Source organism: Kitasatospora sp. NPDC101176 (assembly GCF_044768035.1).
Taxonomy (GTDB): Bacteria; Actinomycetota; Actinomycetes; order Streptomycetales; family Streptomycetaceae; genus Kitasatospora.
On record NZ_JBIWPA010000002.1, the window covers coordinates 1 to 25,777 of the forward strand.

At 71.6% G+C, this 25,777-nt stretch carries 21 protein-coding genes and 2 tRNA genes; 17 read left to right on the top strand and 6 right to left on the bottom strand.

What is annotated here, in order from left to right; genetic code table 11:
- The first annotated feature begins 632 nt into the window (after positions 1-632).
- A complete protein-coding gene (locus tag ACIRS1_RS02730; protein WP_360211588.1) occupies positions 633-830 on the top strand; it encodes a hypothetical protein in 198 nt (65 codons plus the stop codon).
- Between the two features lie 33 nt (positions 831-863).
- Here ACIRS1_RS02730 and ACIRS1_RS02735 read toward each other — a convergent pair whose 3' ends face one another.
- Positions 864-1,655: a DUF6348 family protein gene (locus ACIRS1_RS02735; RefSeq protein WP_402836319.1), complete on the bottom strand. Its 792-nt coding sequence runs from the start codon at positions 1,653-1,655 to the stop codon at positions 864-866.
- Positions 1,656-1,862: 207 nt separating this feature from the next.
- Here ACIRS1_RS02735 and ACIRS1_RS02740 point away from each other — a divergent pair, with 207 nt between their 5' ends.
- Entirely contained in the window at positions 1,863-2,423 is a 561-nt protein-coding gene (locus tag ACIRS1_RS02740; RefSeq protein ID WP_387897584.1) for a hypothetical protein, read from the top strand.
- Between the two features lie 102 nt (positions 2,424-2,525).
- On the opposite strand, the gene ACIRS1_RS02745 is transcribed toward ACIRS1_RS02740, so the two are convergent.
- Positions 2,526-2,596, bottom strand: a tRNA-Gly gene (locus tag ACIRS1_RS02745).
- Between the two features lie 190 nt (positions 2,597-2,786).
- Here ACIRS1_RS02745 and ACIRS1_RS02750 point away from each other — a divergent pair.
- From ACIRS1_RS02750 to clpX, 5 genes are all read left to right on the top strand, one after another.
- Positions 2,787-2,860, top strand: a tRNA-Pro gene (locus ACIRS1_RS02750).
- 294 nt (positions 2,861-3,154) lie between these two features.
- Positions 3,155-4,546 carry a trigger factor gene (gene tig, locus ACIRS1_RS02755; protein ID WP_360211582.1) on the top strand — a complete coding sequence of 464 codons (1,392 nt, stop codon included), beginning with the start codon at positions 3,155-3,157 and terminating at the stop codon, positions 4,544-4,546.
- Between the two features lie 280 nt (positions 4,547-4,826).
- The gene (locus tag ACIRS1_RS02760; protein ID WP_360211667.1) at positions 4,827-5,444 is read left to right on the top strand and encodes an ATP-dependent Clp protease proteolytic subunit; all 618 of its coding nucleotides are present in this window, start codon (positions 4,827-4,829) and stop codon (positions 5,442-5,444) included.
- A gap of 56 nt (positions 5,445-5,500) precedes the next feature.
- Positions 5,501-6,163, top strand: a complete 663-nt coding sequence (locus ACIRS1_RS02765; protein ID WP_359975274.1) for an ATP-dependent Clp protease proteolytic subunit — start codon at positions 5,501-5,503, stop codon at positions 6,161-6,163.
- A 249-nt stretch (positions 6,164-6,412) separates the two neighbouring features.
- A complete protein-coding gene (gene clpX / locus ACIRS1_RS02770) occupies positions 6,413-7,702 on the top strand; it encodes an ATP-dependent Clp protease ATP-binding subunit ClpX (protein ID WP_063347569.1) in 1,290 nt (429 codons plus the stop codon).
- 96 nt (positions 7,703-7,798) lie between these two features.
- Here clpX and ACIRS1_RS02775 read toward each other — a convergent pair whose 3' ends face one another.
- The gene (locus ACIRS1_RS02775; protein ID WP_402836323.1) at positions 7,799-8,638 is read right to left on the bottom strand and encodes a hypothetical protein; all 840 of its coding nucleotides are present in this window, start codon (positions 8,636-8,638) and stop codon (positions 7,799-7,801) included.
- A 191-nt stretch (positions 8,639-8,829) separates the two neighbouring features.
- Between ACIRS1_RS02775 and ACIRS1_RS02780 the strand changes: the two genes are divergently transcribed.
- Both ACIRS1_RS02780 and ACIRS1_RS02785 read left to right on the top strand, forming a co-directional pair.
- A complete protein-coding gene (locus ACIRS1_RS02780) occupies positions 8,830-11,466 on the top strand; it encodes a valine--tRNA ligase (RefSeq protein WP_360211578.1) in 2,637 nt (878 codons plus the stop codon).
- A 307-nt stretch (positions 11,467-11,773) separates the two neighbouring features.
- Complete coding sequence (locus tag ACIRS1_RS02785; RefSeq protein ID WP_387897589.1) at positions 11,774-12,298, top strand: hypothetical protein; 525 nt, start codon at positions 11,774-11,776, stop codon at positions 12,296-12,298.
- A 25-nt stretch (positions 12,299-12,323) separates the two neighbouring features.
- On the opposite strand, the gene ACIRS1_RS02790 is transcribed toward ACIRS1_RS02785, so the two are convergent.
- From ACIRS1_RS02790 to ACIRS1_RS02800, 3 genes are all read right to left on the bottom strand, one after another.
- Positions 12,324-13,886 carry a chitinase gene (locus ACIRS1_RS02790; protein ID WP_402836325.1) on the bottom strand — a complete coding sequence of 521 codons (1,563 nt, stop codon included), beginning with the start codon at positions 13,884-13,886 and terminating at the stop codon, positions 12,324-12,326.
- A 169-nt stretch (positions 13,887-14,055) separates the two neighbouring features.
- Entirely contained in the window at positions 14,056-15,204 is a 1,149-nt protein-coding gene (gene wecB / locus ACIRS1_RS02795; protein WP_402836327.1) for a non-hydrolyzing UDP-N-acetylglucosamine 2-epimerase, read from the bottom strand.
- Between the two features lie 66 nt (positions 15,205-15,270).
- A complete protein-coding gene (locus tag ACIRS1_RS02800; protein ID WP_402836329.1) occupies positions 15,271-16,704 on the bottom strand; it encodes a glycosyltransferase family 2 protein in 1,434 nt (477 codons plus the stop codon).
- 174 nt (positions 16,705-16,878) lie between these two features.
- Between ACIRS1_RS02800 and ACIRS1_RS02805 the strand changes: the two genes are divergently transcribed.
- The 8 genes from ACIRS1_RS02805 to rodA all read left to right on the top strand — a co-directional run bounded on the left by ACIRS1_RS02805 (position 16,879) and on the right by rodA (position 25,765).
- A complete protein-coding gene (locus tag ACIRS1_RS02805; RefSeq protein ID WP_360211568.1) occupies positions 16,879-18,270 on the top strand; it encodes a folylpolyglutamate synthase/dihydrofolate synthase family protein in 1,392 nt (463 codons plus the stop codon).
- Between the two features lies 1 nt (position 18,271).
- A complete protein-coding gene (locus tag ACIRS1_RS02810; RefSeq protein ID WP_402836331.1) occupies positions 18,272-18,622 on the top strand; it encodes a DUF4233 domain-containing protein in 351 nt (116 codons plus the stop codon).
- 109 nt (positions 18,623-18,731) lie between these two features.
- The gene (gene ndk, locus ACIRS1_RS02815; RefSeq protein ID WP_360211564.1) at positions 18,732-19,145 is read left to right on the top strand and encodes a nucleoside-diphosphate kinase; all 414 of its coding nucleotides are present in this window, start codon (positions 18,732-18,734) and stop codon (positions 19,143-19,145) included.
- Positions 19,146-19,464: 319 nt separating this feature from the next.
- Positions 19,465-20,490 carry a rod shape-determining protein gene (locus ACIRS1_RS02820; RefSeq protein ID WP_030256393.1) on the top strand — a complete coding sequence of 342 codons (1,026 nt, stop codon included), beginning with the start codon at positions 19,465-19,467 and terminating at the stop codon, positions 20,488-20,490.
- A 95-nt stretch (positions 20,491-20,585) separates the two neighbouring features.
- A complete protein-coding gene (mreC, locus tag ACIRS1_RS02825; protein WP_402836333.1) occupies positions 20,586-21,533 on the top strand; it encodes a rod shape-determining protein MreC in 948 nt (315 codons plus the stop codon).
- A 3-nt stretch (positions 21,534-21,536) separates the two neighbouring features.
- Positions 21,537-22,178 carry a rod shape-determining protein MreD gene (mreD, locus tag ACIRS1_RS02830; RefSeq protein WP_402836335.1) on the top strand — a complete coding sequence of 214 codons (642 nt, stop codon included), beginning with the start codon at positions 21,537-21,539 and terminating at the stop codon, positions 22,176-22,178.
- A 57-nt stretch (positions 22,179-22,235) separates the two neighbouring features.
- Positions 22,236-24,569, top strand: a complete 2,334-nt coding sequence (gene mrdA, locus ACIRS1_RS02835) for a penicillin-binding protein 2 (RefSeq protein ID WP_402836337.1) — start codon at positions 22,236-22,238, stop codon at positions 24,567-24,569.
- A complete protein-coding gene (gene rodA / locus ACIRS1_RS02840) occupies positions 24,566-25,765 on the top strand; it encodes a rod shape-determining protein RodA (RefSeq protein ID WP_402836339.1) in 1,200 nt (399 codons plus the stop codon). The genes mrdA and rodA overlap by 4 nt, the downstream gene beginning before the upstream one ends.
- Positions 25,766-25,777 lie beyond the last annotated feature (12 nt).

Sequence of the window (25,777 nt, forward strand, 5' to 3'; positions counted from 1 at the left end):
TGACCTGCGCAATCTGGCACAACGACCACACTGGTCAGCCCGTCATGCGCTCGCTGACCGCCTACGACCACTAACCCTTCGCATCATTCATCTAGGACGCGTCCGGGACGGGTCCGGGACGCGTCCCGTGAACCACTGCCGGACCGCCGGAGCCGGCCCGGCCGCGGCGGCACATGCCGGGGGCAGGTGCTGTCAAGCCGGGCAGGTGATCTTCGGCCAAATCGGACGCCCCGTCGGCTGACCGGACCTGCCGCTTCCGTTACCCGCCGCCGGCCGCTTCCCGGCCGCTCAGCGCGGCCCCGCCGACGTTTCGTCAGAACGGCTCGGCTATCGTCCCGGTCGGCGGAAACTCGTCTCGCATCGCAGGATATCGGCGTTGGGCTGACTGTCAGACCTTTACGCAATCGGCACGGTCGACCACACTGAGTCCGGGCGGGACTGTTCAGGATTCGGGGGATTGGGGGCGCCACGTGCGGCACGGCAGACAACGTTCGACCGGACCGGGCCCCTTCGCCGGCGGCGTGCCGGTCGGTCCGGGATTCCGCCTCGGGACCGTCGGACAGGCCGGGGTCCGGCTTCGCAGGTGCCGCCGGGCGGCGGCACCACGCTATGAAACGAGGAAGTGAGTCCGGGTGGCACTCTCCGTCTCCGCGCTGGTCCTGTTCGCGATCCTGTGCATCATCTTCATCCGCAACAAGCAGATGAAGATCGCGCACGGCATCGTCGCCGCCCTGTTCGGCTTCATGCTGCACGAGACCACGGTCGCGGGCTCGATCAACTCCCTGCTGGCGAACCTCGCCCACAGCATCTCGAGCATCACCGGCGGCTGACCGGGCCGGGCCGTCCGCACCCCCGCGAGGGGATCACCGGCCGGCCCGTCTGGCCTCCCGCCAGCGGGCGAACAGCCCCCGGGGGCGGACCGCCGCCGGGGCCGGAGGACGCATCGGTGCGGGTGCCTCGGCACGCGCCGGCGCGGCCTCGACCGGTGCTGCCCGCTCGGCGGTGAGCAGGACGAACAGCCGCGCCCAGCAGAGTCGTTCGCCGCGCGGCCAGTCCAGCGCGCGCAGCGCCGCCGAGGCCGCCTCGGACACCTCGCCGTCGACCCGGACCTCGGCGACGTCGTCGCCGGCCTTCCCGCCCAGGAAGAGCTTCACCCCGACCGGCCCCGGCCCGGTCAACTGCGGCCGCAGCGCGGGCGCGAGGGCCGCCATCACCCGGTGCTCGGCGAGCCAGGCCGCCAGGTGCTCGTTGCCGAAGCCGAACACCGCCGCCGGCCCCTGCACGGCGTGCCAGCCCGGGAGTTCGGGGTGGTCCGCGTGGTCGGCGTAGACGCCGCGCCCGTCGGCCAGCTCGACCAGCACCGAGGCGGTGGTGGTCGCCCACATCCGCACCGCGTTGGCGAGCTTCTCCTCCTCGGTCTTGCCGAGGCCGGCCGCGCAGTCCCAGACCACCGGCCCGTCCGCGCGGCCCAGGTGCAGCACGTAGCCGAGGTCGACGTGGCCCGAGCCGTCGCCGCCGGGGTGCTCGCGCACCGCGACCGCCGTGGTCCCGGGGCCGCGCACCACCTCGCCGTCGGCGGTGAAGACGTGCCCGAGGCGTGCCATCTCCCGCGTCACGCAGCGCTGTATGACGGCCAGTCGCTCCTGGGGACGCACCGGGACTCCTCCACCTCGGAGCGCGGCGGGTGAGCTCGCGCTCGAACTGCGCTCGAACGCCGCCGAGGCTATCGGCCCGGAACCCAACCGGGAAACCGCCGGGGCCGTTCGGCCCTCCGGTCGCGGAAATGTCCTGAATGTCCCAGTTTGGAGAGCGTTGACCCCCCGGTTCTCGGGCCGGGGGCCGCCGTCCGGCTGGAGAGCCCCATGCCCCGCACCGACCTGACGCCCCCTCGACCCGTCCCGGCCCTCGCGCCGCCGTTCCCCGCCGGGCCGGACGGCTCCGGACTGGTCGCCGAGATCGAGGCCTACCTCGCCTCGCTGCCCGGCCCCGCGCGCCGCCCGGTGCCGTACGTCTGCCCGTACGGCGCCGCGCCGCAGCCGTGGCACGCCGGGTACCCGGAGCCCCGGGCCACCGTGGTCGACCGGGTGCTGCGACGCCCCGCCCGCCCGGTGCCGGTGACCGCGGCCGACCACCTGCGGCTCGCCTCCCGCTACATCGGGGCCGTCGGCTGGCTGCAGGGCGCGATGTGGGACGCGCGCGGCCGGGTCTGCCTGCTCGGCGCCCAGGCCGCCGTCCTCGGGCACGGCTACGGCACCCCGGCCACCGTCCGCACCGCCCGGGTGCAGCTGATGGAGGTGCTGCACGCGACCGGCCGCCCGGTGAGCTCCCCGGACGAGTACAACGACCGGCCGACCACCCGGGAGGCCGACGTCCACCGGCTGCTCGACCGGGCCGCCGCCCGGGCCGGCCGGCTGGGGCTCTGAGGAGGGCGGCGGGAGCGGTCGAGGGGGTGGGCCCGGGGGAGGGCCGCCGCGGAAACGACACCGGCCCCGGTGCGCGCAGGGCGCACCGGGGCCGGTTCGAGGAGCGGGCGACGAGAATCGAACTCGCGTGACTAGTTTGGAAGACTAGGGCTCTACCATTGAGCTACGCCCGCGCGATCCCCCGGACGTCTCCGGCCGGAAGTTCGGGGAACAGCGTACCTGGTCCGGTCGCCTCCGCGCACACCGCATTTCCCGTCCACCCGCTTCCGGGGCCTTCCGGAGTCCGTCCGAAGTCCTTCCGGGCCGCCCGGAACAACTCGGCGAGCCGCCAGGGCCCGGCGTGTACGCTTCCTCTCGGCACCACGGGGTGTGGCGCAGTTTGGTAGCGCGTCCGCTTTGGGAGCGGAAGGCCGTCGGTTCGAATCCGGTCACCCCGACAGTGCGGCAGGGTCTCGTCCAGGGGGCGGGGCCCTGTTCTGTGTGGGTGACGAGGTGGCGTCTGGCGTCCGCCTTTCGTGGTACCGGTAGGATGGGGCGCTGGCGGTAGTCCCTGCGGTCCCAACCCAGGTCCACCGCCCGAGGGCGAGGAGTCAACCTCACCGTCCGACCCCCGCGGGAGATGCAGCTCCAACCGCCCATCGCCCGTCTCGCCCGACCCGCTCGTACGGCCCCGGCCGGCCGCATGGGGACGGCGGAGGCAACCTGACCGCAAGCCCATAGGAGACCTAACCGTGAAGAGCGCCGTCGAGACTCTGAACCCGACCCGGGTTCGACTCACCGTCGAGGTGCCCTTCGAGGAGCTCAAGCCCAGCCTCGACGCGGCGTACAAGAAGATCAACCAGCAGGTCACGGTTCCGGGCTTCCGCAAGGGCAAGATCCCGGCTCGCGTCATCGACCAGCGTTTCGGCCGTGGCGCCGTGCTGGAGGAGGCCGTCAACGACGCCCTGCCGCGCTTCTACACGCAGGCCGTCGACGAGGGCAAGATCGAGGTCCTCGGCCAGCCCGACATCACCAACATCGAGGGTGTCGAGAAGATCGCCGACGGCGGTGACCTGAAGTTCACCGCCGAGGTGGACATCCGCCCGGAGATCACCCTCCCCGACTTCGCCTCCATCGAGGTGACCGTCGACCCGATCGCCGTCTCCGACGAGGACGTCGAGAAGTCCCTGGAGCAGCTGCGCGAGCGCTTCTCCTCGGTCAAGGACGTCGAGCGCGCCGCGGCCGCCGGCGACATCGTGGTCGTCGACCTCGAGGCCAAGGTCGACGGTGAGGTGCCGGAGGACGGCACCGCCACCGGCGTCAGCTACGAGATCGGCTCGGGCCGTCTGATCGACGGCATCGACGAGGCCGTGACCGGCCTGGAGGCCGGTGGCACCGCCACCTTCGCCACCGAGCTCAAGGGCGGCACCCAGGCGGGCAAGACCTCCGAGGTCACCGTCACCGTCACCGCCGTCCAGGAGAAGGAGCTTCCGGAGCTGGACGACGAGTTCGCCCAGCTGGCGAGCGAGTTCGACACCCTGGAGGACCTGCGCGCCGACTCCCGCAAGCGCCTGGAGCGCATGAAGGAGTACGACCAGGCCACCCAGGCCCAGGAGAAGGTGCTGGACGCGCTGCTCGGCCTGGTCGAGATCGAGTTCCCCGAGAAGCTGCTCGCGGACGAGATCCAGACCCGCAAGCACAACCTCGAGCACCACCAGCTCGAGCCGATGGGCCTGAACATCGACTCCTACCTGGAGACCCAGGGCAAGACCCGTGAGGAGTGGGACGCGGAGATCGAGGAGCAGGCGAAGAAGGGCATCAAGACCCAGTTCGTCCTGGACCAGATCGTCGCCGACGAGGAGCTGGGTGTTAACCAGGAGGAGCTGACCGAGCACCTCATCCGCCGCGCCGCCGGCTCGGGCCTCACCCCGGACCAGTTCGCGCAGCAGGTCGTCCAGGGTGGCCAGGTGCCGCTGCTGGTCGGCGAGGTCGCCCGCGGCAAGGCGCTGGCCACCGTGGTCGAGGCCGCCAAGGTCGTCGACACCGAGGGCAACGAGATCAACTTCGACGACGAGGACGAGACGGCCGAGACCGTCGAGGCCGCCGCCGAGGAGACCTCCGCCGAGGAGAAGACCGAGGCCTGATCGCCCCGGTAGCCCCTGAGGCGCGCAGCGGGCCCGGACGCCGTACGGTGTCCGGGCCCGCTGTCATTCCGCGTCATTCCGCCCGTGGCGGGGCGCGCGACCCTGCGCTCACAGCGAACAGTTCTGCGTGAGGGATTCTGCGGCCCGGCCTGCGCGTTAGGGTCCTTGGACAGCAACAATCACGACGTGATACCCGGAAGCTGTGCGACACCGTGACGGCCGCGGAGCGACCGTCCAAATCGACTGAGCAGGTGGCTAAGTGACGTTCCCGCAGATGCAGATGCCTGGCCCGATGGCGCCGCACGCCGCCTCTGGTGACGTGCTCGGCGGCCTGGGCGACCAGGTGTACAACCGGCTGCTCAACGAGCGGATCATCTTCCTCGGCCAGCAGGTCGACGACGACATCGCCAACAAGATCACCGCCCAGCTGCTGCTGCTGGCCGCGGACCCGGAAAAGGACATCTTCCTCTACATCAACTCCCCGGGCGGCTCGATCTCCGCGGGCATGGCGATCTACGACACCATGCAGTACATCAAGAACGACGTCGTCACCATCGCGATGGGCATGGCGGCCTCGATGGGCCAGTTCCTGCTGACCGCGGGCGCCAAGGGCAAGCGCTTCTCGCTGCCGAACGCCAACATCCTGATGCACCAGCCCTCCGCCGGCCTCGGCGGCTCGGCCACCGACATCCGCATCCAGGCCGAGCAGCTGCTCCGCACCAAGAAGCGGATGTCCGAGCTGATCGCCTTCCACAGCGGCCAGTCCTTCGAGCAGATCACCCGGGACTCCGACCGCGACCGCTGGTTCACGCCGGAGGAGGCCCTGGAGTACGGCCTGATCGACGCGATCATGCACAGCGCCGCGGACGTCCCCGGCGGCGGCGGCACGGGCGCCTGAGCCTCGGCCCGGCCCACGACACCACAGCCACAACGCCCCGGAGGACAAGGACCCCCATGAACATCCCCAGCCTGTCGGCCGCCCAGGCCCGCGTCGAGGACATGCGTGCCGAGGGCCGTTACATCGTCCCGCGCTTCGTCGAGCGCACCACGCAGGGCATCCGCGAGTACGACCCGTACGCGAAGCTGTTCGAGGAGCGCATCATCTTCCTCGGCTCGCAGGTCGACGACGTCTCGGCGAACGACATCATGGCGCAGCTGCTCTGCCTCGAGTCGATGGACCCGGACCGCGAGATCCAGATGTACATCAACTCGCCCGGCGGCTCGTTCACGGCCCTGACGGCCATCTACGACACGATGCAGTACGTGAAGCCGGACATCACCACGGTCTGCATGGGCCAGGCGGCCTCCGCCGCGGCCGTGCTGCTCGCCGCCGGCACCCCCGGCAAGCGGATGGCGCTGCCGAACGCCCGTATCCTGATCCACCAGCCGTACACCGAGACCGGCCGCGGCCAGGTGTCCGACCTGGAGATCCAGGCCAAGGAGATCTTCCGGATGCGCGAGCAGCTGGAGGAGATGCTCTCCAAGCACTCCAGCAAGTCGGTCGAGCAGGTGCGCGAGGACATCGAGCGCGACAAGATCCTGACCGCCGAGGAGGCCGTCGAGTACGGCCTGATCGACCAGATCATCTCCACCCGCAAGACCTCGCTGACCTCCTGAGGCCGGCACCCTCCGGAGCGGGGCGCGCATCGAGTCCGCGCGCCCCGCTCCGGCTCATCGGCGGCCTCCGTCACGGCATCTGTTCGGTATCAATTCGCCCAGGGCGTAGGGCAGACCCGGCGAAGAGGACGGAATCAGGGGCCCGGCAGAGTACCGTCGGATAGCGAGACCGATCGCCGACGGCGTTGACGGTCCACAGCACCAGGCCCCGGAACCCCTGCGGGGCCCCTGGCGAAGGGGAAGCACCTCGTGGCACGCATCGGAGACGGTGGCGACCTGCTCAAGTGCTCGTTCTGCGGCAAGTCGCAGAAGCAGGTGAAGAAGCTGATCGCCGGCCCAGGCGTGTACATCTGCGACGAGTGCATCGACCTGTGCAACGAGATCATCGAGGAGGAACTCGCCGAGACCTCCGAGGTGCGCTTCGAGGAGCTGCCGAAGCCGCGGGAGATCTACGAGTTCCTGGACCAGTACGTGGTCGGTCAGGACCTCGCCAAGAAGGCGCTGTCGGTCGCCGTCTACAACCACTACAAGCGGGTCCAGGCCGGTGAGGCGGGCCGCAGCGGCGGCAACGGCCGCGAGGACGCCATCGAGCTGGCCAAGTCGAACATCCTGCTGCTGGGCCCCACCGGCTCCGGCAAGACGCTGCTGGCGCAGACCCTCGCCCGGATGCTCAACGTGCCGTTCGCGATCGCGGACGCCACGGCGCTGACCGAGGCCGGGTACGTCGGCGAGGACGTCGAGAACATCCTGCTCAAGCTGATCCAGGCGGCCGACTACGACGTCAAGAAGGCCGAGACGGGGATCATCTACATCGACGAGATCGACAAGGTCGCCCGCAAGAGCGAGAACCCGTCGATCACCCGGGACGTCTCCGGCGAGGGCGTGCAGCAGGCGCTGCTGAAGATCCTGGAGGGCACCACCGCCTCGGTGCCGCCGCAGGGCGGGCGCAAGCACCCGCACCAGGAGTTCATCCAGATCGACACCACCAACGTGCTGTTCATCGTCGGCGGTGCGTTCGCCGGCCTGGAGCGGATCATCGAGGGCCGGGCCGGCGCCAAGGGCATCGGCTTCGGCGCCAACATCCGCTCCAAGCGGGAGTCGGACGCCAGCGACCACTTCCGTCAGGTGATGCCCGAGGACCTGGTGAAGTTCGGGATGATCCCCGAGTTCATCGGCCGTCTGCCGGTCATCACCAGCGTGCACAACCTGGACCGCGAGGCTCTCCTGCAGATCCTCACCGAGCCGAAGAACGCGCTGGTCAAGCAGTACCGCAAGCTCTTCGAACTGGACGGCGTGGAGCTGGAGTTCTCCCGCGACGCGCTGGAGGCGATCGCCGACCAGGCGATCCTGCGCGGGACCGGCGCGCGCGGTCTGCGGGCCATCATGGAGGAGGTGCTGATGTCCGTGATGTACGAGGTGCCCTCGCGTCAGGACGTCGCCCGCGTGGTGGTCACCGGGGACGTCGTCTCCAAGCACGCCATCCCCACCCTCGTCCCGCGCGACATGATCAAGCGCGAGCGGCGCGAGAAGAGCGCCTGACCCGCCCTCCGGACGGAGAGGGGCCCCGCACCGGACGGTGCGGGGCCCCTGCTCGTTCCGGGCCGGTGCGGCGTCGCCGCCGGCCGGCCCGGCGGGCTACTTGGCGACCTTCATCGCGTCGCGGATCGCCCGGGCCTTGTCGGCCGCCTGCGCCGGGGTGATCCCCTGCGCGCCGCCGGTCAGGCTGACCTTGCTGAAGGTGATCCGGCCGGTGGTGGAGTTGTCCGCCCACACGCAGATCGTCGGCCCGGCCTTGCCCGCGATGACGCTGACCACACCGCAGGCGAGCCGCGCCGAGGAGCTGTGGGCGTCCTGCGCCGGGTAGTCGGTCAGCGGGGTGGACCAGGTCGCGCCGCCGCTGTCCTTCTTGGAGTCGTCGATGACCTGCCCCGGGTCGCTGATGTCCCCGTAGACGCCGAGGATCGAGAGCGTGTCGAGCGGGTCCGAGCCCTTGGCGTAGCTGGTCGCCAGCGCGGTGAGGTTCTTGCCGAACTTCGCGGCCTCGGCCTTGCTCGGGTCGACGGCCTCCTCCTTGGAGGACTTCTGGACGTAGCCGTCCGGCAGCGACTGCGGCGCGGAGATCTTGTAGTTGCCGCCGGAGTCGCCGAGCAGGTACTTCCACGCGGCGAAGCCGCCGCCGCCCAGCACCAGCGCACCGACCACCAGGCCGACCACCAGACCGGTCTTCCCCTTCTTCGGCGGGGCCGGGTAGCCCGGCTGGCCGTACGGGGCCTGCGGCGGCACGCCGTACGGCTGCTGCGGGGCGCCGTAGGGCTGCTGGGGCGCGCCGTACGGCTGGCCGCCCTGCGGCGGGTAGCCGTACTGGGGCTGCGGCGCGCCGTACGGCTGCTGCGGCTGCGGCGGGCCGTACGGGGGCTGCCCCCCGTACGGCTGCTGGGGCTGTCCCTGCGGATACTGCTGTCCCTGGCCGTACATCTGCGTCTGTGCTCCCCCGCCGCACCCGCGGCCTGTCATGGTGTGGATCTGCTCCGTACCCGTGCGGCAAACCGGACGAGTGTCCGGGAACGGTACCGCACGGCGCCCGGCGGCGACCCGTTCGGGCGGCTCGCGTCCGAGGGGCGAAAGCGGTTCGTAACACGTGCCCGCGGTTACGTAAACTGTGCGTCGTGACCGACACGACGAACCAGCGCCCCGTGAGCACCACCGGGGACGAAGCAGCAACCCTCCCGACGACCTACACCCCAGCGGACGTAGAGGGCGAGCTGTACGAGCGCTGGGTGGAGCGTGGCTACTTCGCCGCCGACGCGAAGAGCGACAAGCCCCCGTTCACCGTCGTCATCCCCCCGCCGAACGTCACCGGCAGCCTGCACCTGGGCCACGCCTTCGAGCACACGCTGATCGACGCGCTGGTCCGCCGCAAGCGGATGCAGGGCTTCGAGGCGCTGTGGCAGCCCGGCATGGACCACGCCGGCATCGCCACCCAGAACGTGGTCGAGCGCGAGCTCGCCAAGGAGGGCAAGTCCCGCCACGACCTGGGCCGGGAGGCCTTCGTCGAGCGCGTCTGGAAGTGGAAGGCCGAGTCCGGCGGCCAGATCTCCGGCCAGATGCGCCGCCTCGGGGACGGCGTGGACTGGTCCCGCGAGCGCTTCACCATGGACGAGGGCCTGTCCCAGGCCGTCCAGACCATCTTCAAGAAGCTCTTCGACGACGAGCTGATCTACCGCGCCGAGCGCATCATCAACTGGTGCCCGCGCTGCCTCACCGCCATCTCGGACATCGAGGTGGAGTACCAGGACGACGACGGCGAGCTGGTCTCGATCCGCTACGGCGAGGGCGACGCCTCGATCGTCGTGGCCACCACCCGCGCCGAGACGATGCTGGGCGACACGGCCGTGGCCGTCCACCCGGAGGACGAGCGCTACCGGCACCTGGTCGGCACCGAGATCGAGCTGCCGCTGACCGGCCGTCGCATCCCGGTCGTCGCCGACGCCCACGTCGACCCGGAGTTCGGCACCGGCGCCGTCAAGGTGACGCCCGCCCACGACCCGAACGACTTCGAGATCGGCCAGCGGCACGACCTGCCGAACATCGCCGTCATGGACGAGCACGCGGTCATCACCGTGCACGGCCCCTTCCTCGGCCTGGACCGCCTGGAGGCCCGCTCGGCGATCGTCGCCGCGCTGCGCGCCGAGGGCCGGATCGTCGCCGAGAAGCGCCCGTACGTCCACTCGGTCGGCCACTGCTCGCGCTGCAAGACCACCATCGAGCCGCGGCTGTCCATGCAGTGGTGGGTCAAGGTCGGCCCGCTCGCCAAGGCCGCGGGCGACGCGGTCCGCGACGGCAAGGTCAAGATCCACCCGCAGGAGATGGAGAAGCGCTACTTCGACTGGGTCGACAACCTGCACGACTGGTGCATCTCGCGCCAGCTGTGGTGGGGCCACCGGATCCCGGTCTGGTACGGCCCGAACGGCGAGGTCGTCTGCGTCGGACCGGACGAGCAGCCGCCCGCCGGCGAGGGCTGGCACCAGGACACCGACGTCCTGGACACCTGGTTCTCCTCCGGCCTGTGGCCGTTCTCCACGCTCGGCTGGCCCGAGCAGACCGAGAGCCTGGCGAAGTTCTACCCGAACTCCGTCCTGGTCACCGGGTACGACATCCTCTTCTTCTGGGTCGCCCGGATGATGATGTTCGGCCTCTACGCGATGGACGGCACCCCGCCGTTCCACACCATCGCGCTGCACGGCATGGTCCGTGACCAGAACGGCAAGAAGATGTCGAAGTCCTTCGGCAACGTCGTCAACCCGCTGGACTGGATGGACAAGTACGGCTCCGACGCGCTGCGCTTCACGCTGGCGCGCGGTGCCAACCCGGGCGTCGACGTCCCGATCGGCGAGGACTGGGTCCAGGCGGCCCGCAACTTCGCCAACAAGATCTGGAACGCCACCCGCTTCGCGCTGATGAACGGCGCCACCGTCGAGGGCCCGCTGCCCGCGCCGGAGGAACTGACCGCGGCCGACCGCTGGATCCTGTCGCGGCTCAACAGCACCGTCGCCGAGGTGGACGGGCTGTACGAGGACTACCAGTTCTCCAAGCTGTCCGAGGCGCTCTACCACTTCGCGTGGGACGAGGTCTTCGACTGGTACGTCGAGCTCTCCAAGACCACCCTGGCCAAGGGCGGCCCGCAGGCCGACGCCGCGCGCCGGGTGCTCGGCGAGGTCCTGGACGTCACGCTGCGGCTGCTGCACCCGATCGTGCCCTTCGTCACCGAGACGCTGTGGACCACGCTCACCGGTGCGGAGTCCGTCGTCATCGCCGACTGGCCGACCGACAGCGGCTACCGCGACGCCGCGGCCGAGGCCGAGATCGCCACGCTGCAGCAGGTGGTCACCGAGGTCCGCAGGTTCGCCGTGAGCCAGGGCCTCAAGGACCGCCAGCGCGTCCCGGCGAAGCTGGAGCTGGACGGCACCGTGCTGGCCGTCCACGAGGACGCGATCCGCTCGCTGCTGCGGCTGACCGTCCCGGAGGAGGGCTTCGTGGCCACCGCCTCGCTGCCGGTCGCCGGCGCCACCGTCTCGCTCGACCTCTCCGGCACCATCGACGTCGCGGCGGAGCGCAAGCGCCTCGCCAAGGACCTCGCGGTCGCCGAGAAGGAGAAGGCGCAGACCACCGCCAAGCTCGGCAACGAGGCGTTCCTCGCCAAGGCGCCGGACGAGGTGGTCGCCAAGATCAAGGTCCGCCAGGAGGCCGCCGAGGCCGACATCGCCCGGATCACCGCCCAGCTCGCGGCGCTGCCGCAGGGCTGAGCCCGTACCGCCCGGTGAGGGGCCGCACTCCGCGACGCGCGGGGTGCGGCCCCTCGGCGTTCCCCGGCCCGGCGACCCGGCCGGGCCGCGCCCGTTCCCGTTACGCCTAATAGCGCAGCAACATTGCTCCCTTCCGGCGAATATTCATCCTGGACCGGGTGAGGTCTTATTCCGAGCGAATTCATTCCGGTCTTGCCCGCGCGGGTTCGCGGAAGTTTGCAGGTCGGATGTGTACGGTGTGCTCGGAGTTTCCGCTGAGCGTTTGTGCGGAGCGTTTCTGCTGAACGGACGGACGGGAGGGCATGGCGTGGTGGTGACCGAGGAGTTGGCCGACGAACTGCCTGCCGAGGCGGTCGAGGAGGCCAAGGCCAGGGCGGCGACCCTGCTGCTCGCCTTCCGGCACGGCAACCAGCTCGCTTTCGACCGCGAGCTGGACCAGCTGTTCGCCGAGCACGCCGGGCGCGAGGTGACCACCCTGCTCGCCTGGATCGCCGCCGAGGCCGTCCGCAAGGCGTACGCCCCCGAGGTCGGCGACCGGGTGCTGCGGGCGATGGCCCGGCGCGCCCCGGCCGACAGCGGTGCCGTCGCGGTGGACGAGGAGAGCGCGGACGCGGCCCGGCTGATCGAGGCGGTGGCGGCCGGCGAGGTGGCGGAGGTGCGCGGGCTGGTCGCCTCGACGGCCGACACCACCTTCCTGCTCGGCGGTCTGCTGCAGGGCGTGGCGATGATGCTGCCGCTGCTGCCCGAGGGCGAACTGGCCGAGATCACGGCCGAGCTGCGCCGCCGTCACGGGGGCGCGGTGCACGTCCCGGAGGCCCGGGCCGGGGTCTGAGGGCCCCGCCCCGGGCCCGCCGCCGTCAGGGCATGGCGTGCAGGTGCGCGCCGATGGTGGTGGCGACCGGGTTGCCCGCCCGGGCGTCCCAGTTGGTGGACCAGGTCATCGCCCCGCCGATGCCGGGCCAGGTGGTGTCCGGCCGGTAGCTGCCGCAGGCGGTGCCGGCCGCCAGGCAGTCCAGGGCGTTGGCGACGGTGCTCGCGGCGACGTACCCGCCGCCCGCCGCGCTGGTGGACGCGGGCACCCCGATCCCGACCTGGTCGGGCCGCAGCCCGCCCTTGAGCTGGATGCAGGCCAGGGCGGTGAGGAAGTTCTCGGTGCCCTGCGAGTAGACGTTCCCGTCGCAGCCGTTCATCGCGCCGGAGTTGTAGTACTGCATGTTGACGATGGTGAGGACGTCCTTCACGTTCAGCGCCAGCTTGAAGTACTCCGTGCCGGTCGACTGCATGTCGATCGTCTGCGGAGCCATGGTGAGGACGAATCCGGTGCCGGCCTTCGCCGCCAGGGCGTGCAGTGCCTGGCCCAGGTAGGCGGCGTTGACCCCGTTCTCCAGGTCGATGTCGATCCCGTCGAAGCCGTAGGACTGCATCAGTGCCCAGGCGGTGCTGGTGAAGGTCGCGGCGGAGGCCGCGTCGCCCACCCACACGGTGCCGTTCTGCCCGCCGACCGAGAGCACCACGCGCTTGCCGGCCGCCCGCTTGGCCGCGATGTCGGCCTTGAACTGGGCGTCGGTGTAGCCGCCGAGGCGGGTGGAGAGCGCGGGGTCGAGGGTGAAGCTCAGGCCGCCCCGGGTGGCGGTGGCGTCCGCGAAGGAGACCGCGATGACGTCGTAGGCCGCCGGGACGTCGCTGATCCGCTGGACGGTGGCGCCGTTGTCGAAGTTCTGCCAGTAGCCGGTGAGGATGTGCTTGGGCAGGCCGGGGGGCCGGCCGGTCGAGGTCGCGGTCGGGCTGCCGGTGGCGGTCGCGGTGGGGCTGCCACTGCCGGTGCCGGTGGGGGAGGGGCTGCCGGTCGCGGTCGGGCTGGGGGACGTGGTGGTGGTCGGGCTCTGCGAGGGCTGCGGCCCGCCGGGGCCGATGAGTGACACGTCGTCGGCCAGGAAGGCGGGCTGCCCGTACCAGCCGTGCAGGTAGACGGTGACGCTGGTGGTGCTCGGGCCGGTGGTGAAGCCGGTGCTGAGCCGGCCCCAGCCCGCCGAGGTGGTCCAGGTGCTGGGGTCGGTGCCGCCGGTGCCGCGGGCGCCCAGGTAGACGTACGAGCCCTGGACCCAGGCGGCGAGGGTGTACGTCGAGGAGGGCTTCACGGCGACGGTCTGGGTGCACTCGCCGGTGTCGCCCGCCCCGGGGGTGGACTGCAGGGCGTAGCGGCCGGAGTGCACGGTGGTGCTCTGGACGGCGCCGCTGCCGCAGGTCCAGCCGGCCGGGGTGCCGGTCTCGAAGCCGCCGTTGGTGATCAGGTCGGGGTCGGCGGCGCGGGCGCCGGGGCCGGTGGCGAGGAGGAGCCCGGTCAGGCCCAGGGCCATGGCGCAGGCCCCGGCGAGCAGGGGGCGGCCGGCGCGTGGGCGCCGGTGTCGGACAGGTGGCATGACTCCATCTCCGGTGGGGGAGGCCCGGCGGCGTCCCGGTGGTGGGGGTGGGATGCCGTCCGGGGTGTCGATGGTGCGCGTGCGGGAGCTACCGACAACTCAAGTCCCTGTCGGGGAAGGAGACTTGCCTCACAAGGTGGAGTAGACCAATCCGGCTGTCAAGAGGGCGCTACGCGGCCGCCAGCTGTACCGCGGCCTCGGCGGCCGACTCGGCGGCCGCGGCCGTCAGCGCGGCGATCCGGGCCGACGCGAGGCCGTCGCCGTACGGGCTCGGGGTGGCCGCGAGCCGGGCGAGCCGTTCGGGGGTGTCGGCCAGCCAGGCCCGGGCCAGCTCGCCGAGCTCCTCGCCGGGGCCCACCAGCGCGGCGAAGCCCGCCGCGACCGCCTCCGGGCGCTCGGTCGAGCGGCGCACCACGAGCAGCGGGCGGCCGAGGACGGTGCACTCCTCCTGCACGCCGCCGGAGTCGGAGACGAGCAGCGCGGCGTGGCGCGCCAGGCCGAGGAAGTCGGCGTAGCCGACCGGCCCGGTGACGGCGAGCCGGTCCAGCAGCCGCTCCAGGCCGAAGCGTTCGACGGCGGCCCGGGTGCGCGGGTGCATCGGGAACAGCACCGGGGTGCCGGCCCGGGCGATCCGGTCCAGCTCGGCCAGCACGGCGCCGAGCGCCCCGGCGGTGTCGGTATTCTCCGGGCGGTGCACGGTGGCCAGCACGTAGGCGTCCGGCCGCAGCCCGTGGGCGGCGAGCAGTGCGGCGCGGGTGGCGCCGTCCGGTAGCTGGCGGCGGACCACCTCGACGACGGTGTTGCCGGTGAGGGCGATCCGCTCCTCGGCGAGCGACTCGGCGCGCAGGTTGGCGACGTTGTCCCCGGTGGCGGCGCAGAGCAGGTCGGCGACGTGGTCGACCATCACCCGGTTGTGCTCCTCGGGCATCGCCCGGTCGAAGCTTCGCAGCCCGGCCTCGACGTGCACCAGCGGGATCCCGCGGGCGTTGGCCGCCAGCGCCCCGGCGAGGGTGGCGTTGGTGTCGCCCTGGACGACCACGGCGGCGGGTCGGTCTTCGGCGAAGGCGGCGTCCAGCTGGCCGAGGGACTGGGCGATCTGGCCCGCCCGCGGGCGGCCGCCGACGCCGGTCAGCAGCTCCGGACGGGGCAGGTCCAGGTCGCGCAGGAAGCGGCCGGACATGGCCTCGTCCCAGTGCTGGCCGGTGTGCACCAGGCGGGTCGCGTCGCCCAGCTCGTGGATGAGCGGGGCGAGCTTGACCAGCTCGGGGCGGGTGCCGAGGACGACGGCGACGCTGGCGGGGGGAAGACAGGTGCTCATGGGGGAGGGCTCCGCGGGGGTCGGGGGCTCGGGGGGCCGGGCGGGGGCCGGGGCGGTGGGGCCGGCTCAGGACTCGAGTGCGGTGGGGGCGCCGAGGGCGACCTTCTCGGCGTTGCGCCGGGTCTTGGCCCAGCCGTTGCGGCCGAGCGCGATCCGGACGGCGGCCCGGGTGGCGACGACGAACAGGTGGTAGGCGTACAGCCAGACCAGGACGCCCCAGAGCAGCCCGGTGAGCCGGCTGCGGTCGGGGTGGACGAGCCAGCGGTAGGCGAAGCCCCAGAAGACCATCGGCAGGGTGGCGATCACGAAGGCCAGCAGCATGTACGGCCCGAACCGGAGCTGGAAGTCGGCGGTCTCCGCGGGGAAGAGCACCAGTCCGGCCGCCGTGATCGCGAGCGAGAGCGGGGTCAGCAGGACGAGCAGCACGCAGACCACCGGCTGCAGGAAGGTGTACAGCACCTCGGCCTTGCCGGCCGGGGTGTAGTGGGGGGAGCGCAGCACCCGGCCGGTGTACCGCAGGCACTGCATGTTGCCCTGGGCCCAGCGGGTGCGCTGGGTGAGGAAGCGGCGCAGCGAGACCAGGCCCTCCTGGGAGACCTGGGTCTCGGTGACGTGGGTGAGCCGCCAGCCGGCCAGCCGGAGGTCGAGGCCGGACTCGTAGTCCTCCAGCAGGGCGCGCTCGGGCCAGGGGCGGCCGGCCCGGCCCTCCTCGGCGGTGAGCGCGTCGAGGGCGGTGAGGCGGACGAACTGTCCGTTGCCGCCGAGGCCGACGCTGCCGGTGCGGCGGCGCAGCAGCTGCATGCCGGCGTTGTTGGCCTGGAACTCGACGTCCTGCATCCGGACCAGGGCGCGGGCGAGCGCGTTGGCGGCGCGGCCGCGGCCGGGCAGCGGGAGTTCGTCGTCGGCGTTGCGCATGCGCACGCCGATCTGGACGGCGCCGGTGTCGGGGCGGCCGAGCGCCTTGGCGTTGCAGACCCGGGCGAGGGTGCCGGGGTCGAGCCGGCCGTCGGCGTCGACGACGCCGATCACCACGCGCGAGCGGTCGGCCGAGGCGGGGAGCCGGGTGGAGATCTCGCGGTAGGCGGCGTTGAGGGCGGCGCCCTTGCCGATCCGGGCGTGCGGGCGGCGGCGCTGGACGAGGTGGACGCGGTCGTCGTGGGCCGCGGCGGCGAGCACCAGCTCGCGAGTGGCGTCCTCGCTGTCGTCGTCGATCACCCAGAGGTGGGCCTCGGGTGCGCTCTCGCGCAGTCCGGCCAGGGTCTGGGCAACCACGGCCTCCTCGTCGCGGCAGGGGATCACCAGGTGCCACTGGAAGGCCGCGGGGTCGCCGGGCTCGGCGGGCCGGTCGTGCCGGAAGGCGTGCCGGGAGCCGGCCCAGTACACGAGGAAGCGCGCGAAGACGAAGGCCATGTAGCCGACGAGGGCCAGCGAGACGAGTCCGGCTAACCAGACCACGGAGTCCTGGCGGAGCACGATCCAGTCGTGCAGGGCGTCGGGCATGGCGCGGTTCTCCTCGTGAATCAAAGGCGGAGTGACTCCTCGGGGTGCGAATCGATGCTTCGTTGCGGATCAAATCGCCAAATCAATAGTAAAGGGGGCAAACTGGAAACACCGGCCAAAGTGGCCGTTCTCACCCCGTGAGGACCGCCCGCCGCCGCTCCGTAGACTGTGGTCGTGAGCGACAAGGCCGACCCGAACCCGTACACCCTCCGCCCCGCCGACGGCGACACCGGCGACGCCCTGCGCGACGTCGAGGTGGAGCTCTCCAAGCGCTGGCCGGAGAACAAGCTGGAGCCCTCGCTCGACCGGATCGAGGCGCTGATGGACATCCTGGGCCAGCCCCAGCGGTCCTTCCCCTCCATCCACATCACCGGCACCAACGGCAAGACCTCCACCGCCCGGATGATCGAGCAGCTGCTCAACACCTTCGAGCTGCGCACCGGCCGCTACACCAGCCCGCACGTGGAGACCGTCACCGAGCGGATCAGTCTCGACGGCGCCCCGATCACCCCCGAGCGTTTCGTCGAGGTCTACCGCGACATCGAGCCCTACGTGCAGATGGTCGACGCCCAGCAGCCCGTGCCGATGTCCTTCTTCGAGGTGCTGACCGGCATGGCCTACGCCGCCTTCGCCGACGCCCCGGTGGACGTCGCCGTGGTCGAGGTCGGCATGGGCGGCTCCTGGGACGCCACCAACGTCATCGACTCCGCCGTCGCCGTGATCACCCCGATCGGGCTGGACCACACCGACAAGCTCGGCGGGACCACCGGCGAGATCGCGGTCGAGAAGTCCGGGATCATCAAGTCGGGGGCCGTCGCCGTCGTCGCCCAGCAGCAGCTGGACGCCGCCCAGAACATCCTGCGGCGCGCCGTCGAGGTGGACGCCACCGTCGCCCGCGAGGGCATGGAGTTCGGTGTGATCCGCCGTGAGCTCGCCATCGGTGGGCAGCTGGTGACGCTGCGTGGGCTCGGCGGCGAGGAGTACGAGGACGTCTTCATCCCGCTGCACGGCGAGCACCAGGCGCACAACGCGGCGCTGGCGCTGGCGGCGGTCGAGGCCTTCTTCGGCGTCGGCGGCGCCCGCGGCGGGCAGCTCGACCCCGACAAGATCCGCCAGGGCTTCTCCGGCGTCTCCTCGCCGGGCCGCCTGGAGGTCGTCCGGCGCAGCCCCACGATCATCCTGGACGCCGCGCACAACCCGCACGGCGCCCGCGCCACCGTCGCCGCCCTCGGCGAGTCCTTCGGCTTCACCCGGCTCGTCGGCGTGATCGGCACTTCCGGCGACAAGGACGTGGCCGGCGTGCTGGAGGCCTTCGAGCCGATCCTCGCCGAGGTCGTCATCACCCAGAACTCCACCCACCGCGCGATGGACGTCGACGCGCTGGCCGCCCTCGCCGTCGAGGTCTTCGGCGAGGACCGCGTCCAGGTCGAGCCGCGGCTCGACGACGCCATCGCCGCCGCCGTCACCCTCGCCGAGGAGGAGGGCGACCTCGGCGGTGCCGGGGTGCTGGTCACCGGTTCGGTCATCACGGTGGGCGAGGCCCGCCTGCTGCTCGGGAGGAAGTGACATGAGGACGCTCTGTTCCTCGACGCTGATCGGCGAGGCGCTGCTGATCATGTTCGCCGCGCTGGTCGCGATGCAGCTCTCCGACGTCTCCACCGCCACCGTGTGGATCGTCAGCGGCATCGCGATGGCGCTCTGCGTGCTGCTCTGCGGCATGATCAACCGGCCCGGTGCGGTCCAGATCGGCTGGGCGCTCCAGATCGGACTGGTCGCCAGCGGCCTCGTGCTGCCGACGATGTTCGTGCTCGGCCTGGTCTTCGCCGGCCTGTGGTGGTGCTCGGTGCACTACGGCCGCAAGGTGGACGCGTTCAAGGCCGCCCGCGCGGCCGCGGAGGCGGCCGTCGCCGGCGCCTGAAGGTCCGGACCAGCGGGCGGACCCGCCGCTCACGCAAGGTAACCTCTGGCGTGTCGGCCCCCGCTCGTCGAACCGACTTCCGCCGAACCGAATCCCCAGGAGACGCACCGTGTCCCAGCGCACTCTGGTCCTGCTCAAGCCCGACGCCGTCCGCCGCGGCCTGGCCGGCGAGATCATCAGCCGCATCGAGCGCAAGGCCGGCTGGCGGCTCACCGCGGCCGAGCTGCGCACCTTCGACCGGGCGACGCTGGAGCAGCACTACGAGGAGCACGTCGGGCGCCCGTTCTACGAGCCGCTGCTGGAGTTCATGACCTCCGGTCCGTCGATCGCCCTGATCGTCGAGGGCGAGGAGGTCGTGAAGGGCATCCGGATGCTGGCCGGTGCGACCAACCCGCTGGAGGCCGGCGCCGGCACCATCCGCGGCGACTACGCGACGATCACCCGCGAGAACCTGATCCACGCCTCGGACTCCCCGGAGTCGGCCGAGCGCGAGATCAAGATCTTCTTCCCGGCCCACGCCTGAGCCGGTCCGGGCGACACGCCCGGGGACCTCGGGGCTGCCCCGGTCGGGACCATTGGCCCGGCCGGGGCATTCTTATCGTGAAATAAGCAACCAGGGGCGCCGACACGGCGTCCCAATGCTCGGAGAAGCGATCACGCTCCGGACAATGGACGGTATGCCCCACGTCGACGTCCGTACCGCGCGGCGTGACTACGATGGACGCGACTCAAGGGCCCGGTAAGGCAGCTCAGCTGGTCTCCGCCCCCGTGCGGGCGCGCGCTCTCGTCCACCCCCCATGAACTCCGAGCCCGGGAAGGCACCTCACCCCATGGCGAGCAACCTGTCGTTCATCGGCCGCGACTTGGCGATCGACCTTGGAACTGCCAACACGCTGGTGTACGTCCGGGGCAAGGGGATCGTCCTCAACGAGCCGTCCGTCGTCGCGGTGAACACCAACACCGGCGGCATCCTCGCGGTCGGCGCCGAGGCCAAGAAGATGATCGGCCGCACCCCGGGCAACATCGTCGCCATCCGCCCGCTCAAGGACGGCGTGATCGCCGACTTCGAGATCACCGAGCGGATGCTCCGCTACTTCATCCTCAAGATCCACCGCCGCCGCTACCTCGCCCGCCCGCGGGTCGTGGTCTGCGTCCCCTCCGGCATCACCGGCGTCGAGCGCCGCGCCGTCATCGAGGCCTCCTCCCAGGCCGGCGCCCGCCAGGTCCACATCATCGAGGAACCGATGGCCGCCGCCATCGGCGCCGGCCTGCCCGTCCACGAGGCCACCGGCAACATGGTCGTCGACATCGGCGGCGGCACCACCGAGGTCGCCGTCATCTCCCTCGGCGGCATCGTCACGGCCCAGTCCATCCGGGTCGCCGGCGACGAACTGGACAACGCGATCGTCCAGCACATCAAGAAGGAGTACTCGCTGCTCCTCGGCGAGCGCAGCGCCGAACAGATCAAGATGAGCATCGGCAGCGCCTTCGGCCTGGAGGGAGAGAAGGACGAGCACGCCGAGATCCGCGGCCGCGACCTCGTCAGCGGCCTGCCCAAGACCGTGGTCATCTCCGCCGCCGAGGTCCGCGAGGCCATCGACGAACCGGTCAACTCGATCATCGACGCGGTGAAGACCACCCTCGACCAGTGCCCGCCCGAGCTGGCCGGCGACGTCATGGACCGCGGCATCGTGCTCACCGGCGGCGGCGCCCTGCTGCGCGGCCTCGACGAGCGGCTGCGCCGCGAGACCGGCATGCCGATCCACATCGCCGAGAACCCGCTCGACTCCGTCGCGCTCGGCTCCGGCAAGTGCGTCGAGGAGTTCGAGGCGCTCCAGCAGGTACTGGACGCCCAGCCGCGCCGTTAGCACCGACGAGACATCCGACACTCAACTGAACGGGCCGCCGCCCGAGCCCCACAGCCCGGGCGGCCGGCCAGGTACGAAGGGGCAGTACCAGCACCGTGAGGGACACACGAGAGAGCCGGCTGCTGCTCATCCTGCTGGTGGCGGTCGCCTTCGCACTCATCACCGTGGACATCAAGGGCGGTGAGGACTCCCCGCTCGGCGGCGCCCGGCACGCCGCCGCCAGCGTCCTCGGCCCGGTCGAACGGGGTGCCGCCACCGTCGTCGACCCCGTCGCCGACACCGTCCGCGCCTTCCGCGACGCCGCCACCGACAGCGGCCGCACCGACCAGCTCGCCCGCGAGAACACCGAACTGCGGCAGAAGCTGGCCTCCTCCGACATGGCCACCGGGCGCACCAAGCAGCTCGACGACCTGCTGCGCACCGCCGGTGCCGGCGGCTACACCGTCAAGGCCGCCCAGGTCATCGCGATCGGCCCGGCCCAGGGCTTCTCCTGGACCATCACCATCGACGCCGGCAGCGACGACGGACTCGCCCGCGACATGACCGTCATCAACGGACAGGGCCTGGTCGGCCGGATCACCACCGTCGCCCCGACCACCGCCACCGTGCTGCTCGCCTCCGACCCCGGCTTCTCGGCCGGCACCCGGCTGGAGGGCAGCGGCGAGATCGGCTTCGCCTCCGGCGGCGGCACCAGCCCGATGAAGGTCTCGCTGCTCAACGGCAAGGCCCAGGTCAAGAACGGCGACCGGCTGGTCACCTTCGGCTCGCAGAGCGGCCGCCCCTTCGTGCCCGGCGTGCCGGTCGGCAAGGTGGTCGAGGTCGAGGCCACCCCGGGCCAGCTGACCAAGACCATCATGGTCGAGCCCTTCGTCCAGTTCACCCGGCTCGACCTGGTCGGCGTGGTGGTCGTACCGCCGCGCACCGACCCGCGCGACGGCGTCCCGCCGCCGGCCCAGGCCCAGAGCCCGGCCGCCGCACCCGCCCAGGGACAGGCCCCGGCCGCCTCCGCCGCCCCGCCCGCCAAGCCCACTGGGGGGAACTGAGCCATGCGCCTCGCCCGCATCCCCGTCTCCGCCGTCCTGATCCTGCTCGGCCTGATCCTGCAGGTCAGCGTCTTCGGGCGGCTCCAGCTGCCGGGGGCCACCCCGGACATACTGCTGCTCGTCGTGGTCGGCCTCGCCATGGTCTACGGGCCGTCCGGCGGCTGCCTGGTCGGCTTCTCGGCCGGCCTGCTGGCCGACCTCGCCCCGCCCTCCGACCACGCGATCGGCCGCTACGCCCTGGTGCTCTGCCTGATGGGCTACGCCGCCGGGCTGCTGCGCCCGGAGCACGGCCGCCAGCGGTCCGTCTCCAGCGCGCTGCTGGTGGTGGCCGCCGCGGCGGTCGCCTCCACCCTGCTCTACGCGATGGTCGGCGCCCTCGTCGGCGACACCGCCGCCCGGCACGTCGGCCTCGGCGGCCTGGTGATCAGCGCCCTGCTGTACGACCTGCTGCTGGCGCCCTTCGTGGTGCCGCTGGTCATGCTCGCCGGCCGCCGCTTCGGGCGCGACCCGGTGACCGCCGCCAGCGGCGACGACGAGGGCGGCCCCGGCCTGGGCACGCTGGCCCGCTACCGCACCACGCGCGAGGTCTCGACCGGCCCGTCCTACAAGAAGCGCCGCGTGCCCGGCTTCGCCAAGCGCCCGTAACCGGCCCCGCCCCGGCCCCCGACCTCCCGACTTCCCGCACCCAGGAGCGCACGAGACGTGAGCAACATCCCCGAGACCGGCCGTACCCGGCGGGTGACGATCCGTCTGGTGGTGCTGCAGATCCTGGTGCTGTCGCTGCTCGCCACCCTCGGCGGACGGCTCTGGTACCTGCAGATCCGCAACGCCAGCGTCTACACCGCCAAGGCGACCGGCAACCACATCCGCGAGGTCGTCGAACCGGCCGTCCGCGGCGAGATCCTGGACGCCTCCGGGCGGATCCTGGCCGGCAATGAGACCCGGCTGGTGGTCTCCGTCAGCCGCACCTCGCTGCTGCAGCAGAAGGACGGCGGCAAGGCCGTGCTCACCCGGCTCGCCGAGGTGCTGGGCATGCCCGCCAAGGACGTGCAGGAGAAGGTCCGGCTCTGCGACGCCAAGACCCCGCAGCCCTGCTGGAACGGCTCGCCCTACCAGCCGATCCCGGTCACCAAGGAAGCGACCACTCAGCAGGCGATGCAGATAATGGAGCGCCGCGAGGACTTCCCCGGGATCACCGCGCAGCCCACCGCCGTGCGCCGCTACACCGGTGCCGAGGGCGCCAACATGGCCCAGGTGCTGGGTTACCTCTCGCCGGTCACCGACGAGGAGGTCAGCAAGACCGCCGACAAGACCGGCCTGGACCGCTACCTGCCGGCCGACCAGATCGGCCGGGCCGGCCTGGAGTCGGTCTACGACCGCGACCTGCGCGGCACCGCCGGCATCACCCAGCTCGAGGTGGACAACCTCGGCCGGGTCATCGGCACCGCCGGCACCGCCGCCCCGCAGACCGGCAACAACCTGGTCACCAGCATCGACGCCCGGGTGCAGAAGGTGGTCGAGGACAACCTGGCCCAGGCGATGGCCGACGCCCGGAAGACCTTCGACAAGGTCACCAACCGCAACTACGAGGCCGACTCCGGCGCCGCCGTCGTGATGGACGTGCACACCGGGCGGATCGTCGCGATGGCCAGCGCGCCGACCTACGACCCCAACCTCTGGGTCGGCGGCATCACCGGCAAGGACTACCAGTCGCTGACCAGCAAGGACTCCAACTTCCCGCTGCTGAACCGGGCCATACAGGGTCAGTCCGCCCCCGGCTCGACCTTCAAGGTCATCTCCACCACCGCCGCCGTCCAGGCCGGCTACTCGCTCGACGGCCGGTACGACTGCCCGAAGAGCATGACCATCGGCGGCCGCGAGTTCAAGAACTTCGAGAGCGAGAACTTCGGCGCGATCTCCCTGGAGAAGGCCCTGGAGGTCTCCTGCGACACCGTCTTCTACGGCCTCGCCTACGACCAGTGGATGAAGGACGGCGGCATCAAGCCGAAGAAGGACCCGGGCGACTGGTTCTTCAAGACCGCCCACCAGTTCGGCCTCGGCGCCAAGACCGGCATCGACCTGCCCAGCGAGGTCACCGGACGGGTGCCGGACCGGCAGTGGAAGCAGTCCTTCTTCGACAACAACAAGGACGCCTGGTGCAAGCAGGCGGAGAAGGGCGGCACCAGCTTCTCCGACCAGATCGCCCGGGAGAACTGCGTCGACGGCTACCAGATGCGCGCCGGTGACGCCGTCAACTTCGCGATCGGCCAGGGCGACACGCTCGTCACCCCGGTCCAGATGGCCCGGATCTACTCGGCGCTGGCCAACGGCGGCACCTTCTACCGGCCGACCGTCGCCAAGGCCGTGATAAGCCCGAGCGGGGATCTCGTCCGCGAGATCGCCCCGCACGAGGACGCCAAGTTCCCCGGCGACCAGAAGCTGCTGAGCTACATCGACCAGGCCACCGCGGGCGTCATCACCAGCGGCACCGCGGCCTGGAAGTTCGCCGGGGCCGGCTGGCCGCAGAACAAGATCGAGCTGCACGCCAAGACCGGCACCGCCGAGGTCGAGGGCAAGCAGACCACCTCCTGGCTGACCACCTACAGCAAGGACTACGCGGTCGTCATGACGATAAGCCAGGGCGGCACGGGCTCCGGCGGCTCGGGTGACGCGATCCGACGGATCTACCAGGCCCTCTACGGCGTCGACGACAAGGGCAACATCGACAACGGCAAGGCGCTGCTGCCCGCGCCGCAGACCGAGCTGCCGAAGTTCAACCCGGACGGCACCGCCGTCATCAAGCCCGCCGCGTACACCGTCACCGCCGACCCCGCGCGCGGCACCGCCGCCGACCCGGCCCTGCCGGGCGCCGCGCAGGCCGCTCCCGCGCCGCTGACCCTGTCGGCCGTGCAGGACCTGCCGGCCGCGGCCCCGGCCTTCCTCGACCCGCCGCAGCCGGCCGACCGGCCCGTCCTCGGCACCGCGGCCGGCGACGCACTCGAACCGAACCGCGGCCCGGGAAGGGGGCGGGCATGACCTCCTACGGCTCGTACCGGCAGCTGCGGCTGGCCCCGCAGCGCCGCGGGGTCTCCAAGGCCCTCGCCAAGGACTCCCCGCTCTGGCGGCTGGACTGGATACTGCTGCTGGCCGCGCTGGCCCTCTCGCTCGGCAGCTCGCTGCTGGTCTGGTCCGCCACCCGCGGACGCGACTCGCTCACCCACGGCGACCCGCAGTACTTCCTGTACCGGCACCTCACCAACCTGGTGGTCGGGCTGGTCCTGTGCGCGGTGGTGATAGGCATAGGGAGTCGGCGCTTCCGCACGCTGGTGCCGTTCCTGTACGTCGGCGTGATCCTCATGCTGCTCGCCACGCTCAGCCCGCTCGGCTCGACCATCAACGGCGCGCACTCCTGGATCCAGCTGGGCGGCGGCTTCTCGATCCAGCCCGCCGAGTTCGCGAAGCTGGCGATCGTGCTCGCGATGGCGGTCGTGCTGTCGGACCAGGTGGACGCCGGGGAGCGGGAGTACCCCTCGCACCGGGCGGTGTTCCGCGGCCTGGTCTGGGCCTGCCTGCCGATGTGCATAGTGCTGCTGATGCCGGACGCCGGCTCGGTGATGGTGATGGCCGCGATCGTGCTGGGCATCCTGCTCGGCTCGGGCGCCGCCAACCGCTGGGTGCTCGGGCTGCTCCTGGCCGGCGCGGGCGGCTGCGTGGCCATCTGGAAGCTCGGCGTGCTCAGCAAGTACCAGATCGACCGCTTCGCCGCCTTCGCCAACCCGCAGCTGGACCCGTCCGGCGTGGGCTACAACACCGCGCAGGCCAGGATCGCGATCGGCTCGGGCGGCCTGACCGGCAAGGGGCTCTTCCACGGGACGCAGACCACCGGGCAGTTCGTCCCGGAGCAGCAGACCGACTTCGTGTTCACGGTGGCCGGCGAGGAGCTCGGCTTCGTCGGCGCGCTGGCGATCATCGTGCTGGTCGGCGTGGTGCTGTGGCGGGCCTGCCGGATCGCCCGCCAGGCGACCGACCTGTACGGGACGATCGTGGCGGCCGGGGTCATCGCCTGGTTCTCCTTCCAGGCCTTCGAGAACATCGGGATGTGCCTGGGCATCATGCCGGTGGCCGGCATCCCGCTGCCCTTCGTCTCCTACGGCGGGTCGTCGATGTTCGCGGTCTGGCTCGCGGTCGGGCTGTTGCAGGCGGTGCGCAGCCAGCGGCCGATAGCGGCCTGACCGGCCCGCCGG